Here is a 13,877-nt window from a genome sequence, read left to right as displayed (position 1 = left end):
CTGGGTTTCGCCACTGTTGTCATCGACGCCGTCGTTGTCATTAGTCATCAGGGCCGCCTTAGTTATCGCGCTCGATGACTATATGGTTAGGGAGCAGGCTAATAGAGCAGAACTACATTTTGACGACGGTTTTGTTGCAGGAAAGAGACAGCGGCGAGCATTGCCCTCGCCGCGGGTATTTTAGTCTTGGTAACCGCTGATGTGCTTGGCGGCCTGGTAGGCGAAGGTCATCGCAGGCCCCAGTGTTGAGCCCGGGCCTGGGTAGGTTGGCAGCACCGCCGCGCTGCAATTGCCCACCGCGTAGAGACCATCGATCGCTTGGCCATCCTCTTTCATCACTTGTGCGTTGGGGTTAGTGGCCAGTCCGCCCTGTGTGCCAAAATCACCGGCGTCGACACGAATCGCATAAAACGGCGCTTCGTCAATGGCGCCCAAACAGGGGTTCGGCTCAAAGCGCTGATCGCCATAGTAGCGGTCATAGGCCGAGTCGCCGCGCTGGAACTCAGGATCTTTGCCGGTTTTCGCATAGCCGTTCATTTTCTCAACGGTCTTTTCGAGGTTGTCGGCATTAATGCCCAGCTGCCCGGCCAACTCGCGAATACTGTCAGCCTTTCCGACCAACTTGGTGTCAAACCAATTCTTGGGAATCGTCCAATCCGGTTTGAGTTGGGCCGTCATTAATGGGCCAACAATGTAGTCGCGACGAAAACGCGCGTCGAACACCTGGTACATCGGTGAGCAGGGGTTCTCTTCGCTGTGCACTTGGTAGAGGTCTTTCTGGAAGGCCATATAGTTTTGCGACTCATTGGCAAAACGCTCACCGTTCATATTCACCACGCACGAGCCAGGGAAGGATTTCTCCATAATGCTCAAACGCGGTGCCGGCTCTCCTGGCACGGAGATCGTGGTACACCACCAGGCGCCATCCATCAGGCGGGTGGCCGCTCCCAGGCGCATACCTTCGTTGATCGCATCGCCAGTGTTGCCGTCCACGCCACCGCTCCACTGTGTGCTGGTAGGCGCGGGCAAATATTTTTCACGCATGGCCTGATTCTTCTCAAAACCGCCGGCCGCCAGCACCACGCCCTTGCGAGCCTGAATGCGCATACGCTTGCCTTGTTTGCTAACTTCGGCACCCACCACGCGACCGTTCTCTTCGATCAGCGATAGCATGGGGCTCTCGGTCCACAGCGGAATGTCGCGCTTTTTAAGCGAATACCACAGGCGCGCCACCCCCGCAGCCCCGGTACACACCTTGCGGCTGGTTTTACGACCGCGCAGCAGCCAGGCGAAATCCAGGAAATAGCTGGCCATCAGTTTCAGCGTCAGCTTTACCCAACCCGGCCCTTGAACCGTTAGCAACGCCGCCTCAACCTGGGTGAAATAAATACGATCAAACAGGCGCATCATGTGATGCGACGGGCGCAGGCGTTTGACATCGTCGCCCAATAGCGAAGAATCGAAACGCTCCGGTTCCATTGAGCGGTGGCCCGTGCGCGAGCCTTCTACATTGGTGTAGTAATCGGGATAGTGTTCGAGAGTCTCGTAGCGCACATCGCTGCGCTGATGCAGAAACTCGACCATCTTTGGGCCGTTCTCCAGGTAGGCATCGACCATTTCTTCAGGCACCGCACCCGCTGGGGTGGTGTTCAGCAAGTATTTTTTGGCATCCTCGATGCTGTCCTGCGCGCCCGCCGCCTTGGCATAGCGATTATTGGGAATCCACACGCCGCCACCCGACGTTGCGCTGGTGCCCCCAACAAGCTCGGACTTTTCAAGCAATAGGACGTCGGTAACACCCATTTCGTAGCAGCTGAGAGCGGCGGTCATGGCGCCGTTACCACTGCCGACCACCAAGACGTCGACGCTGTGATCCCAGTTTTGTTCTGTCATAGTTCTTATTCCGGCGTGCTGGCCCAGTTATCGCGGTCGAACTGCGTCCATCGGGCGTATTTAAAGTGTATGATCGGCCATCATGGTAGCCCCACGCCCCGCAGCACCCAATCATCCGTCTGCATGAGGCTGGCCCGCACTCGGAGAAATCACATGTCGACGCTCTATGACCGTTATTTATCTCGTGCCATTGATCAACACGGCAGCATCGCCGCCATAGAAGCGCAATTGCCCAGCCATAAGAGCCCCGCTGAGCTGATCGGTACAACGGACGACCGCTACCTCGCTGAAATGGCGGCCTGTATTTTTCGCGCGGGCTTTGTATGGCGCGTTGTCGGCCAAAAATGGCCCGGCTTTGAGGAGGTGTTCAATCACTTTCTGCCTATCTGGGTGGCAATGCGCTCCCCTGAGCAGATTGAAGAGATGGCCAGCGATACGCGAATTATTCGCAACCTGAGCAAGGTGCGCGCGGTGCAGGAAAACGCCCATTTTGTTTTAGAGCTGCAGGAACAGCATGGTGGCGTGGGCCAATTCCTCGCCGACTGGCCCGGTGATGACACCATCGGTCTTTGGGCATATCTGAAAAAACATGGCTGCCGACTCGGCGGCAATAGCGGCCAATACTTCCTGCGTTTTGTCGGCAAAGATACCTTCGTACTGAGCCGCGACGTCGCCACCGCCTTGATGGCCGAGGGGATTGTTGACCGCACCCAGATCACTGCCAAACGCGACCTGATCAAGGTGCAGGATGCCTTCAACACCCTCCAGTCCCAGAGCGGCCGACCACTGTGCGAGATCAGTATGATTCTCGCACTGTCTCTGGGCCCGCGCTAAACCCTCGCTTAGTGCAGGTCGGCGACCACACCGACCTGCGGCAGGTTGGCTAAGCCGATGTCCCGGGCGTGTTCCTCGAAGTCTTTGTTCTTCCAGAAAAATGCGCCGGGCATCGTGGTCGGTACAACCAACACATAAAACAGCGCCCGCCCAATTACCGCATATCCCAACACACACAGGCTCAGCGCCGCCGCGACCAAACCGCTGGCGATGCCACCCTGTGTGAAGGTAAGGCTCAGGGCAATCACCGCGCTAAGTAACAACAGCGCGTTGCGCAGCAAATAACTTTTAGCAAACACCGTTGTTTGAATGTAATGGGAAACGCTGCCCTCGTTGTTGGCAACGTTCATTGCTCGGGCGTGTTGCCACAGCCCCAGTCCCTCGATTAGTGCGGCGACCACAATCAACCCAGCCCCAAGAGTAAGCATGGCGACGGTGTTTTCAGCCGCGCCGCTGGCCGGTGCGCTAAGCAACATAAACCACAAGCAAACAATACCGCCGAGAGCCAGGGCAGAGCCAACAAAGCTGCTGCCTGTTTGCCAGTGATTCCAAAACGGCCGCGCAGGAATCCGATAGCAGCGATACATGTAATACAGGCCAACGGCGCCAGACACCAGTGCGAGTGTACTCAACACAGCGGCCGCGACCGGGTAGTGTCCCCAATCACCAAACCAACGCTGAAATACCGCATTATCGGGCAGTACGCTCAGCAAATGCAGGCCGGCAAACACCATGTATAACAGCATGCCCAAGCCCTCGCGGCACACCGGGGAATGGCGAAGATTATTGAAGCCGCGGTAAAAGCGCAGCGGCTTGCCCAGGTGGGTTGCCGACATCAGCATACCGACACCTGCCAGGGCGACAACCAGCGCAACAAACGGCACATACAGCGCCGATGAGCGCAGCGCGAGTATCGGCTCAAGGGCGAACGCCGAACCCAGCGTACTGATAGCAAAGGCCCCCAAGGACGCCTGACTAACCAGTGTAAAAATCACCAGGGGGTTTTCGCGAGAGTTAAGCTTGTCCAGCCCCCAACGCTTTTCAACGCCTTTTTTCTGGTCCACAACCGGGCGGTACTCACCCTGCTCATCTTTGTGATATTTCACCGCCATACCGTCGGTGCGTGTCACCTCATCCGGCATGCGCTTAGTTTGCTGGAAGCGAATATTCGGATGCGTAATTTCCGGGCTGGGAAAGCCGGGAATACTGAGCTTGGCCTGCTCGCGATTCTCCGGCAGATCTTCCACGACCCCAAAATTAAGCGCGTTACCCAAGCAGGCGGAAACACAGGCCGGTTTTAAATTTACTTCCAGGCGATCAACGCACATATTGCATTTGCTCACCTGCCCTTTTATCGGGTCTAACTGCGGCGCATTGTAGGGGCACACCCAAGTGCAATAGCCACAACCAAAACAGGTTTCCGGGTCTTGCAATACCGCGCCATACTCAACATGTTTGGTATAGGCGCGCGTTGGGCACCCCTTCAAACACACCGGATCGTCGCAGTGATTACAGGCCATCGAGATATTCATGCGCTTGAAGTCGGGGTAACTACCTCCCTCGACATAGCCCACTGAGCGAAAGCTGATATGCGCTGGGTTATCATTTTTTTCACTGCACGCGGCCTCACAGGCGTGGCAGCCAATGCAGTTGTCCGCGGTAAAGTGAAAGGCGTGTTGCTTGTTGCGATTCGGGTTGCTGCCCACGCCCGGCTCTTCATTGATAAACATTTCTCGCCCGGCAGGCACAGCGCCGCCGCTGCGGGCGATCAGATCAATGGGCGCCTCATAGTAATTCACCTCAGGCGCGCCAGACTCTTTCAGGAAAGCGTACTGCGGCTCATCGTCTCGAACCTTCCACATAAACTAAGCCCTTCTTGGTGTAATGGGGGATGTCACGGCGAACACGGCCAACTAGAAAGCCCGGCGCTCAACGTTGAGTCGCGCCGCCTCCTTTTGATCAATATGTTCAATGCGCACAGCACACTGCTTGAACGCTGGCTGGCGGGAATAGGGGTCAAGCAGTCCCAGCGACAGCCGGTTAACACAGTCGTGATAATGCATGGGGATAAACAGCATATTGCGGGGCACCCGCTGCGTGAGCTGCACCATAACGACAGCGTCGCCGCGACGCGACACCAGACGCACATAGCTCTGGTGGCTCACCCCGGCCGCGCGTGCAGAGTCTGGATTCATTTCCATGTAAGGCGTTGGGCTGAACTTATTGAGGTTTCCAATTTTTCCGGTCTTAGTGCGGGTGTGGAAATGCTCCACGACACGGCCGCTGTTCATCCAGAAAGGATAGTGCTCATCCGGCACCTCATTGTCCTCGATGTAGTCCATGGCCAGCAGGTTCGCGCGCCCGTTTGCAGTGGGGAACACACCGTCGCTGTACAACCGTGGGCTACCGGTATCATCGCCCTCGCGCATCGGCCATTGGATGCCGCGCTGCGCTTCAATTAGATCATGGCTCATGCCGGAGATATCCAAATTCCGGCCGCGACCTTTTGACAACTGCTTCATTTCATCGAAGATTTCAGAGGTCGTCTCTGGGAAAGCGATTTCCCTGCCCCGCTCAAAACGTTTGGCCAGTTGCGAGAAAATCCAATGATCGGGCTTGGCGTCCCCCGGCGGCGAGGTAAACTTGCGCACCAAATTTACCCGCCGCTCGGTGTTCGTTTGTACCCCTTCTTTTTCCCCCCACACTGCAGCGGGAAGATAAACATGGGCATAGTCGACCGTTTCACAGTCGCGGTAGCCGTCCTGCACCACCATAAATTCGAGCTTTTCCAACGCCTTTTTAATTCGCGATTGGTTCGGCATGGAGGTCAAGGGGTTGGTGGCAACGATCCACAAGGCCTTAATGTCACCCGACTCTATCGCCGGAAAAATATCGGTCTGTTGCAAACCGCGCTTCGCTGGGAAGAAGGATTCATCAACCCCCCAAAACTGGGCCACCTCCTTGCGGTGCTCCGGCTTCTCAAGCATACGATAGCCTGGCAGGCCCGAGCAGGATGACCACTCCCGGGTGCCCATGGCGTTGCACTGCCCGGTAATAGACAGGCTGGTCCCGCCGGGCACACCGATATTGCCGGTAATCAGGTTGAGGTTATTAATGCCGCACACGCCGTCGGTGCCGTGGGTACTCTGATTAATACCCATCGTCCAGATACTCATTGCCGACGGTGCCTTTGCGTAAATGCGGGCCACATGCTTGATGGTGTCTGGGTCGATACCACATATCCGCGAGGCGGTGATGGGGTCATATTTTTCTACTGTCGCAGCAAGCTCATCAAAGCCGTTGCAGTGGGCGTCTATATAAGACTGATCCTGCAAGCCCTCCTTCAAAATGACGTGAGCTAAGGCGTTTAGCAGCACCAGGTCAGTACCCGGTGTTATCGGTAAGTGGATATCGGCAAATTGCGCCAGCATGGTCACGCGCGGGTCGACAACAATCAGTGGAAACTTGCGCTTCTCCAACGCCTCTTTTAGTCGCCAATAAATAATGGGGTGTTGCTCAGGGAGGTTTGAGCCAAAGGCCATCAGGCAGTGAGTATTTTCGAAGTCCTCGTAGCAGCCGGGCGGCCCGTCAGCGCCGAAGGAGCGCTTATAACCGGAGACTGCCGATGCCATACACAGTGTGGTGTTGCCATCGTAGTTATTGCTGCCAATTACCCCGCGAACCAATTTTCCCAGGGTGTAAAACTCCTCTGTCAGCAGTTGGCCGGTGGACACAATCGCCACGCTATCGCGACCGTACTTCTGCTGGATTCGCATAAACTCCTCAGCCGTGCGATCGAGCGCGTCATTCCAACTGGTCGGAGAAAACGCATCGTATATCCGGTCGCGCATCAGCGGCTGCGTACCACGACCAGCGGTGCCACTCAGTTCATGCTCGAAGATACCCTTTATGCAAAGCTTGCCTTGATTAACCGGCGCATTGCCCTTGCCGCGACTCGCCACCGGCTTTCCGTCGGCATTCAAACCGACCTCAATTGAGCACCCGGTGGAACAATAACCACAGACTGCATACTTCCAGTCCACTACCTGCTTGTCAGCAATCGTAATGGGCTTGCGTTTTCTGCGACCGAATATCATGGAATTCCTCATTATTGCGCACTGTTTGTGTGCTAAATCGAGCCAGCGGGGGCTAAAAAAGCGCACCAACTTGGTGAATTGCCAAGCAAATCACCGCATCTACCTTGGATTAAACAAGAACTATGCCAACTAACTAAATCAGGCTGAGAGCCAGAAAATACGGAGGGGTATTCGGCGACACAGAACAACTCGCCCTCAATTGGGGCATGACAAGTTGGGGAATATTTAACAGGAGGGGGGGTCGAAATTCAGGCAAAAAAAAGGGGCCCTCAGGGGCCCCTTCCGGTATGCACCAGTCGCGATTTATTTAGCGACTTCTGCTTCCATTACTGCAACAACGCGGCGGTTAGCCTGACGGCCAGCCTTGGTGCTGTTGTCAGCGATAGGACGCTCTTCACCGTAACCAATCGCACTCAGGCGGCTGGCATCAATGCCGAACTCTTTAATCAGAGCACTGCGAACGGCGTCGGCGCGACGCTGAGACAACTGCTTGTTGTAGGCCGCAGCACCAGTGCTGTCAGAGTGACCCTCAACAACGGCTTTAACACCACCGAAGCGCTTCATGAACTCAGCGACTTTCTTCAGCTCACTGATTTGCGACGTAGGAATTGCGTCGGAGTTCAGTGGGAATTTCACGTCCATTTTGATCGACTCGGTGTGCTTGAGTACAAACTTACAACCGAATTTATCAACCTGGCGGCCCGCTGGCGTGTTGGGGCACTTGTCGCGGTAGTTAGGTACGCCGTCACCGTCTTTATCCAAGGCACAGCCTTTCGCGTCAACAGCCACACCTGCTGGTGTGCCTGGGCACTGATCAGCACCATCTTCAACACCGTCAGCATCGCTGTCATTGCTTTGAACAGGCGCTGGGGCAGGAGCCGGCTTAGACTCACCGCCGAATGCATAGCTCAGACCCAAAGAGACGATACCGTCGTTAGTTTCATGGTCGAAACCGTAAAAGTAACGGGCATCAGCGCGCAGAGACAGAGGACCAGACAGTGCGTAACGGAAACCACCACCCAGGTTAGCCTGAGTAATCTCTTCTTCGCGAATAGTGTGGAAATTCACCACACCCATGCCCAGACCAATGGCCGCATAGGGCTCAACTTTTGAGTCCATATCGTAATAGCGCAGAGCACTGGCCGACAGGAAAGTTACTTCCGCGTCCGCCGCGCCTACATTGTAGCGATTGTCAGTGTCCGAGTAGCTAACACCCACTTCCACGCCCCAGTCCTTGCTGAGTTTTTGCTCAACGCTGAACAACGCGGCAGCCGTTTCTTCCAGGTCCCAAGCAGAATCAAAAACTTGATAACCCACGCCGGCATTCAAGTACCACTTATTACTGTGGTCGTCCGCCATCACTGGTGCGGCAATCACCGCAGCAATCGCAGCACCCATTAATTGTTTACGCATTTTGTAGCTCCCCTGATTATCACTTAGGTCTTCCGTCGCCCTACCTTAATGGTGGGTCTTGGTTCAAGAATAACACGCAAGTATGCCCTTGCACGCCTGCTTTTCAGTAATTTTACCGCGACGGCGTTGCAAAGAGTTATAGAAGCTCTGCAAGAAAGAAGCAACCACTATTCGCAACGCCACGCCCGCATCGAGAGTCTGGATTGAGTGAAAAGTTCACTCACCAAGACATTATTTCCTTTACAAACGGGATCGTCAGTCGCCGTTGCCGCGCCAGGCTGTGGCGGTCCAACTCGCTTAGTACGTCAAATAGCGCTTTTAGATCACGCTGACAGCGGCGATAGATAAACTCAGCGAGGGCCTCATTAATGTCCAGGCCCATAATTTGAGCGCGGTGGCAAAGCGCGGCGATTCGCTCCTCCTCGCTAAGTTCAGAGAGTCGGTAAACACTAAAGCTCTGCAGGCGAGACGCCAAATCAGGCAGCTCAATCGCCAACTGATCGGGAACGTCGGTGGACGCAAAAAGCAGGGAGCAGCACCCGCCAAGCGCACGGTTATAAAGACTAAACAGCGCCACTTCCCAGTCACTGCGACCGGCAATGTCCGACAAACCGTCAATGCACACAAGGTCTGCCAAATCGGCATCTTCGAGTACCATTTCAGCAGGATAGTCCAGCAATTCCGCGGCGGGAATATAGCGCACCGAACGCCCCTGAGCGTCGGCTAACTGGCAACAGGCCTGCAACAGGTGCCGCCGACCGCTGCGCCCGGCAAGATAGACCAGCTTCTCTCCCTGCCCCGTTGCCACCCCCTTTAGTACTGCTACCGGAAGCTGCTGCGATGGTGCGACATAGTAATTGTCGAAGGTCGCTTCAGTATCGAGGCTAAGCGCCAGGGGCAACTGCGTTGACGCCATCAGTCCTCGTCCTCGCCTTCAACCACTAGCGGGATTTCTCCGCCTTCTCGATACCACTCGCTGCGCAAATAGGCATCGTGAAGATAGCCGGCCATCACCTTCATTACCGAGGCAACCGGCAGCGCTAATAAAATGCCTAGAAAGCCGAACAACTGGCCTCCGGCCAATATAGCGAAAATCACCATTACCGGGTGCAGGCCAATTTTGTCGCCCACCAGCGACGGTGTTAAATACAAGCTTTCCAACAGTTGGCCAAAACCAAACACCACCGCAACGCCCAGCAACTGCCAGGAGAGGTCAAATTGAAAATACGCCGCCAAACCCGACGCAGCGATACCAACGATAAACCCTAGGTAGGGGACGATACTGGCCAAGCCAGCGGCCAAGCCCAACACCAATGCCAGATCAAGCCCGAGGATAAACAGACCGACGGTGTATATCGCACCAAGCGATAACATTACCAAAAATTGCCCGCGCGCAAAGGCGCCTAAGATCTCGTCGCATTGACGCGCGATATCAACGTATAGCGCTTCGTGGGAGCGCGGCAGCAGTTTGCGGATTGCCGCCATCATCACATCCCAATCACGCAACAGATAGAAGGTGACAACAGGAATGAGCGTGATGTTTGCCACCCACGTCATCACCGCGACACTGGAGCCGCTTATTTTTTGCCACACATAGACAAAAATGCCACCTGCCGCATCCCAGTGCTTGCTGATTGCCTCTTTAGCCGTATCAATTGGCTGGGCCTGCTCAGGCAGATCCAAAAATCCACGCAGCCCGGGCAATGCCGTCTCTTGCAACCATGCAAGCAAGGCGTATAAACGCTGCACTAGCAGCTGCATTTGGTCCAGCAGCAACGGCAAGGTGATTAAAAACATCAGCAGTGAGAACAGTGACAAGCCACTGAAGACCAACACCACTGACATGGTTCGGCCCACGCCTCTGGCCTCTAAGCGGTCGGCGAGCGGGTCCCCCATATACGCCAGCACTGAGGCAATGGCGAAGGGCATTAATATTGGGCTTAGGGCATTGAGCAGCCACGCCAGCAGTAATAATCCCCCCAACCACCATAACCAGCGAACATTCACGGTCATGGCTGACCCTGCCAGATATAGTTACCTTGTGTCACCAGCGGCGCCCGGCTGCGGCTTACGCCCTCAGCGGCGCGGCGCAGGCGGCCGTCCAGCTGCAGATAGCGCTCGACTTTATCCATATCGTCTTTCAACACCAATTCCAGCACCAACTCCTCGCCAAACGCCCACGCCGCATTCGCGTGTTCTATCACCGCAAGAGATTCCAGATAACTCACCATCTGCGCGTAGTCGTCAAAGCGCGTGAGGCCACTCACATGGATTAGCGTACGCCCACCGGCACCGGCGACACTATTAACCGCGTAGCGACGCGCTTGAACATCGGCGACTCGGTCGACCGCTGCCGCCAGAAAGCCACCGTCTTGTTGGCTCTGGGTATCAAAGCGTTCGCCCCTCTGCTCATCGAGCAAGGCCCAGCTCGCCAACCACTGGCCAGTGGACAATTGGGACGCCCGCCCCATAAGAATGAAGGGCGGCGCATACCGTTGCGAGGCTTCGCGAACTCGGCCCTCGGGCATTTGCCACAGAGCCTGCGCACTCAGATTACCCGCATCAATTAAGTCGAATAACGGCAGCTGCAACGCCAGGCCGCGGCGTGCCACAGCTTCTTGTAGCGCCTCTTCCAAGTCCGGGTGGCTACCGCTGCCGAGGAAGCTTCGGCCCTCTGGCGTATCGACCACCAGCCATAGCAGTACCGTAGGACGATTTGCCGACCAGACCGGCAAACCGGCTGATTGAAGCACCGCATTGACCTGCCGAGGAGAGAACTTCATGTCCAGCCAAAGGCGCTCTTCGCCATCGATGTTTTCACGGCGATAGCTGTAGCGAGTCAAAAATGGTTCGGGGGAAGCCAGTGCTTCAGAAAGTGCGGAGGACTGTGGCAGCTGGCCCTGACCGGAAACACGCACGAAGACTTGCTCCAACGCACTGGCAGCACCACGGCGGAGCGTCGCAGGGGACTGTTCGGCAACGGCCTCGCGCCCCTTGTAGAGGTCATCGACTCGGCCCGCGACAGCGGCCGAGCACAGGCAGGCGGCTAACAACAATAGCAGCGGCCGCTTTAGCGCATTAATCACAGTATTAAAATCCCTCTACCTGAAACTGGCGCCACAGTTTAGCAAGGCGCGCCTACCAAGTCCTGAAGCAGTGCAAAATTCCCGGTTTAGCTGCTGAATTGCGCGACCAACCAAGCTAGAATAGCGCCCTCAAAGAGGACAGCCAAGCACTATGACTGATACCAACAAGCCCAGCCTGAGTTACAAAGATGCCGGTGTAGACATTGACGCCGGAGATGCACTCGTCGAGCGCATCAAAGATGTTGCCAAACGCACTCGTCGCCCGGAAGTCATGAGCGGCCTCGGTGGTTTCGGCGCCCTGTGCCAACTGCCGACCGGCTATAAAGAACCCGTCCTGGTGTCGGGCACAGACGGTGTCGGCACCAAGTTAAAACTCGCCATGGACACAGGCATTCACGACAGCATTGGTATCGATCTCGTCGCAATGTGTGTCAACGACCTGCTAGTGACAGGCGCTGAACCGCTGTTCTTCCTCGATTATTACGCCACGGGCAAGCTCAACGTCGATATTGCCAGCAGTGTCGTTACCGGCATCGGCGCCGGTTGCGAACAATCGGGCTGCGCACTGGTCGGCGGTGAAACCGCAGAAATGCCCGGCATGTATGAAGGTGAAGACTACGACCTGGCCGGCTTCTGTGTTGGCGTTGTGGAGAAGTCCGGCATTATTGACGGCAGTTCTGTTCGCATCGGCGATGCACTGGTTGGCATCGGTTCCTCTGGCCCTCACTCCAACGGCTACTCGCTGATTCGCAAAATCATCGACCACAGTGGTCAGGCACTCGACAGCGAATTTGGCGGCAGCACACTGGGTGAAACCCTGCTCGCCCCCACGCGCATCTACGTGAAGCCCGTGCTGAATATCATCAAACAGTTCCAGGTTAATGCGCTTGCCCACATCACTGGCGGCGGCTTACTGGAAAACATTCCTCGCGTACTGCCGCGCAACACCCGCGCAGTTATCGACAGTGACAGCTGGCAGCGCCCCGCCATCTTCGACTGGCTGCAAGAACAGGGCAATGTCGAAGCACGCGAAATGTACCGCACCTTCAACTGCGGTATCGGCATGGTCATGGCCGTATCAGCAGAGCAGGCCGATAGCATTGTCGATATGCTTCATCAGCACGGCGAGACAGCCATGGTCATTGGCCGCATTGAGGCCAGCGACGACGACGCAGACCGAGTGGTTATCAGCGACCTGTAAATGATGGGCTGTCGTATAGTAGTTCTGATCTCCGGTGGCGGCTCGAATCTGCAGTCCATTATTGATGCCGCCCAAGCACAGCAGCTGGGTGGCGGCGACGTCGTCGCCGTTATCAGCAACAAGGCTGACGCTGGCGGCCTGCAGCGGGCCGAACGCGCCGGAATAGCCACTAAGTGCTTACCGCACACCGACTTCAGCAGCCGCGAGGCGTTTGATGCCGCCCTGCAGGAAACCATCGACCAACATCGACCCGACCTTGTGATTCTCGCTGGCTTTATGCGTATTCTCACAGGCGGTTTCGTGCGCCATTACCTGGGGCGCTTGCTGAATATTCACCCCTCACTGCTGCCGAAGTACCCCGGCCTCAACACTCACCAGCGCGCACTGGATGCCGGTGACCGTGAAGCCGGCGCTACGGTGCACTTTGTTACCGAAGAGCTGGATGGCGGCCCGGCGATAATTCAGGCAAAAATACCGATAAACGCTGGCGATGATGCTGCAACTCTTGCCAACAAGGTCTTGTCCAAAGAGCATCAAATTTATCCTTTGGCGGCTCGCTGGTTTGCCGAAGGACGATTGTCACTCGTGGCTTCAAAGGCGGTACTCGATGAACAGGAACTTCCTCAGCACGGCGTTATCTTTAACGAGCATTAAGGCCCTGGCGAGCACCCTGCTGCTTGTCGGCAGTGTCAGCCTTGTCCACGCCGACGCCGATGCCCTCACTCCCTATCGCGCGCACTACCAAATTAGCCACGACGGCCTCAGCACCAAGGCTGAACGCATCCTGGAGCGCGACGGCGACCACTGGCGGCTCAGCCAACACGCAAAATTGTTTTTCTTTAAAGTCGACGAAGAAAGCAAACTGGAAGTGCACAAGGGCAAGTTGCGCCCCCTGTCTTACCGCTACGAAAACAATGTCAGCAGCAAGAAAAACCTCGAACTGACCTTCGACTGGACCAAGCAAATCGTTTCCGACAAGCAGGCCAAAAAGCCTTGGCAGAAAGACCTCAAACCTCACTTCAGCGACCAACTGAGCGCCCAGCTGCAGTTGCGTGAAATGCTGATCAAAGGCCAGCTGGATTCACAGCAGAATCAGACGGTAGTAAAAAGAAAGGGTAAGCTCAAAACCTATGGTATCAGCCGCATCGGTGAAGAGCGTATTGAGACGGCAATGGGCACCTTGCAAACCGTGAAGCTGCGCAAGCATCGCGACGGCAGCAGCAGCGAAACGTTTATCTGGCTGGCGCCAGCATTGAACTACTTAATAGTGAAACTAGAACAGCGCGAAGACGACGAGCTCTATTCGATGAACCTGCTCAGCGCCGAGTTCGACACGCCCCTGCGCTGAGCAAT

Annotated in this window: 11 protein-coding genes; 4 read left to right on the top strand and 7 right to left on the bottom strand. The window is 56.0% G+C overall.

The window, feature by feature from the left end:
- Positions 1-180: 180 nt before the first annotated feature.
- Complete coding sequence (locus tag H573_RS0106125) at positions 181-1,893, bottom strand: FAD-binding protein (RefSeq protein ID WP_027873495.1); 1,713 nt, start codon at positions 1,891-1,893, stop codon at positions 181-183.
- Between the two features lie 153 nt (positions 1,894-2,046).
- On the opposite strand from H573_RS0106125, the gene H573_RS0106120 reads away from it, so the two are divergent.
- Positions 2,047-2,727, top strand: a complete 681-nt coding sequence (locus H573_RS0106120) for a DNA-3-methyladenine glycosylase I (RefSeq protein ID WP_027873494.1) — start codon at positions 2,047-2,049, stop codon at positions 2,725-2,727.
- A gap of 8 nt (positions 2,728-2,735) precedes the next feature.
- Here the strand turns inward: H573_RS0106120 and H573_RS0106115 are convergent, their stop codons facing one another.
- The 6 genes from H573_RS0106115 to H573_RS0106085 all read right to left on the bottom strand — a co-directional run bounded on the left by H573_RS0106115 (position 2,736) and on the right by H573_RS0106085 (position 11,323).
- Positions 2,736-4,589 carry a DmsC/YnfH family molybdoenzyme membrane anchor subunit gene (locus H573_RS0106115; RefSeq protein WP_027873493.1) on the bottom strand — a complete coding sequence of 618 codons (1,854 nt, stop codon included), beginning with the start codon at positions 4,587-4,589 and terminating at the stop codon, positions 2,736-2,738.
- Between the two features lie 51 nt (positions 4,590-4,640).
- Positions 4,641-6,824: a molybdopterin oxidoreductase family protein gene (locus H573_RS0106110; RefSeq protein ID WP_027873492.1), complete on the bottom strand. Its 2,184-nt coding sequence runs from the start codon at positions 6,822-6,824 to the stop codon at positions 4,641-4,643.
- 303 nt (positions 6,825-7,127) lie between these two features.
- The gene (locus H573_RS0106100; protein WP_027873491.1) at positions 7,128-8,237 is read right to left on the bottom strand and encodes an OmpA family protein; all 1,110 of its coding nucleotides are present in this window, start codon (positions 8,235-8,237) and stop codon (positions 7,128-7,130) included.
- Between the two features lie 220 nt (positions 8,238-8,457).
- Entirely contained in the window at positions 8,458-9,153 is a 696-nt protein-coding gene (gene hda / locus H573_RS0106095; protein ID WP_027873490.1) for a DnaA regulatory inactivator Hda, read from the bottom strand.
- Positions 9,153-10,250: an AI-2E family transporter gene (locus tag H573_RS0106090; protein ID WP_027873489.1), complete on the bottom strand. Its 1,098-nt coding sequence runs from the start codon at positions 10,248-10,250 to the stop codon at positions 9,153-9,155. Before H573_RS0106090 ends, hda begins: the two co-directional genes overlap by 1 nt.
- Entirely contained in the window at positions 10,247-11,323 is a 1,077-nt protein-coding gene (locus H573_RS0106085; protein ID WP_027873488.1) for a DUF2066 domain-containing protein, read from the bottom strand. Before H573_RS0106085 ends, H573_RS0106090 begins: the two co-directional genes overlap by 4 nt.
- Before the next feature lie 151 nt (positions 11,324-11,474).
- Here H573_RS0106085 and purM point away from each other — a divergent pair, with 151 nt between their 5' ends.
- The 3 genes from purM to H573_RS0106070 are packed head-to-tail and all read left to right on the top strand — an operon-like array spanning position 11,475 to position 13,872.
- A complete protein-coding gene (gene purM, locus H573_RS0106080; RefSeq protein WP_027873487.1) occupies positions 11,475-12,524 on the top strand; it encodes a phosphoribosylformylglycinamidine cyclo-ligase in 1,050 nt (349 codons plus the stop codon).
- Positions 12,525-12,527: 3 nt separating this feature from the next.
- Positions 12,528-13,178: a phosphoribosylglycinamide formyltransferase gene (purN, locus tag H573_RS0106075; protein ID WP_027873486.1), complete on the top strand. Its 651-nt coding sequence runs from the start codon at positions 12,528-12,530 to the stop codon at positions 13,176-13,178.
- A complete protein-coding gene (locus H573_RS0106070) occupies positions 13,132-13,872 on the top strand; it encodes a DUF3108 domain-containing protein (RefSeq protein ID WP_027873485.1) in 741 nt (246 codons plus the stop codon). The genes purN and H573_RS0106070 overlap by 47 nt, the downstream gene beginning before the upstream one ends.
- Positions 13,873-13,877: the final 5 nt, after the last annotated feature.

The sequence above is a fragment of the Neomelitea salexigens DSM 19753 genome (assembly GCF_000422345.1).
In the GTDB taxonomy this organism is placed as follows: Bacteria; Pseudomonadota; Gammaproteobacteria; order Pseudomonadales; family Spongiibacteraceae; genus Spongiibacter; species Spongiibacter marinus_A.
Note: the sequence above shows the minus strand (reverse complement) of the source record. Positions and strands in the feature narration are given on the sequence as shown.

Coding starts and splice junctions, on each gene's coding strand:
- purN (WP_027873486.1), top strand. CDS start 12,528: ATGGGCTGTCGTATAGTAGTTCTGATCTCCGGTGGCGGCTCGAATCTG.
- hda (WP_027873490.1), bottom strand. CDS start 9,153: ATGGCGTCAACGCAGTTGCCCCTGGCGCTTAGCCTCGATACTGAAGCG.
- H573_RS0106115 (WP_027873493.1), bottom strand. CDS start 4,589: ATGTGGAAGGTTCGAGACGATGAGCCGCAGTACGCTTTCCTGAAAGAG.
- H573_RS0106100 (WP_027873491.1), bottom strand. CDS start 8,237: ATGCGTAAACAATTAATGGGTGCTGCGATTGCTGCGGTGATTGCCGCA.
- purM (WP_027873487.1), top strand. CDS start 11,475: ATGACTGATACCAACAAGCCCAGCCTGAGTTACAAAGATGCCGGTGTA.
- H573_RS0106090 (WP_027873489.1), bottom strand. CDS start 10,250: ATGACCGTGAATGTTCGCTGGTTATGGTGGTTGGGGGGATTATTACTG.
- H573_RS0106125 (WP_027873495.1), bottom strand. CDS start 1,893: ATGACAGAACAAAACTGGGATCACAGCGTCGACGTCTTGGTGGTCGGC.
- H573_RS0106070 (WP_027873485.1), top strand. CDS start 13,132: ATGAACAGGAACTTCCTCAGCACGGCGTTATCTTTAACGAGCATTAAG.
- H573_RS0106120 (WP_027873494.1), top strand. CDS start 2,047: ATGTCGACGCTCTATGACCGTTATTTATCTCGTGCCATTGATCAACAC.
- H573_RS0106110 (WP_027873492.1), bottom strand. CDS start 6,824: ATGATATTCGGTCGCAGAAAACGCAAGCCCATTACGATTGCTGACAAG.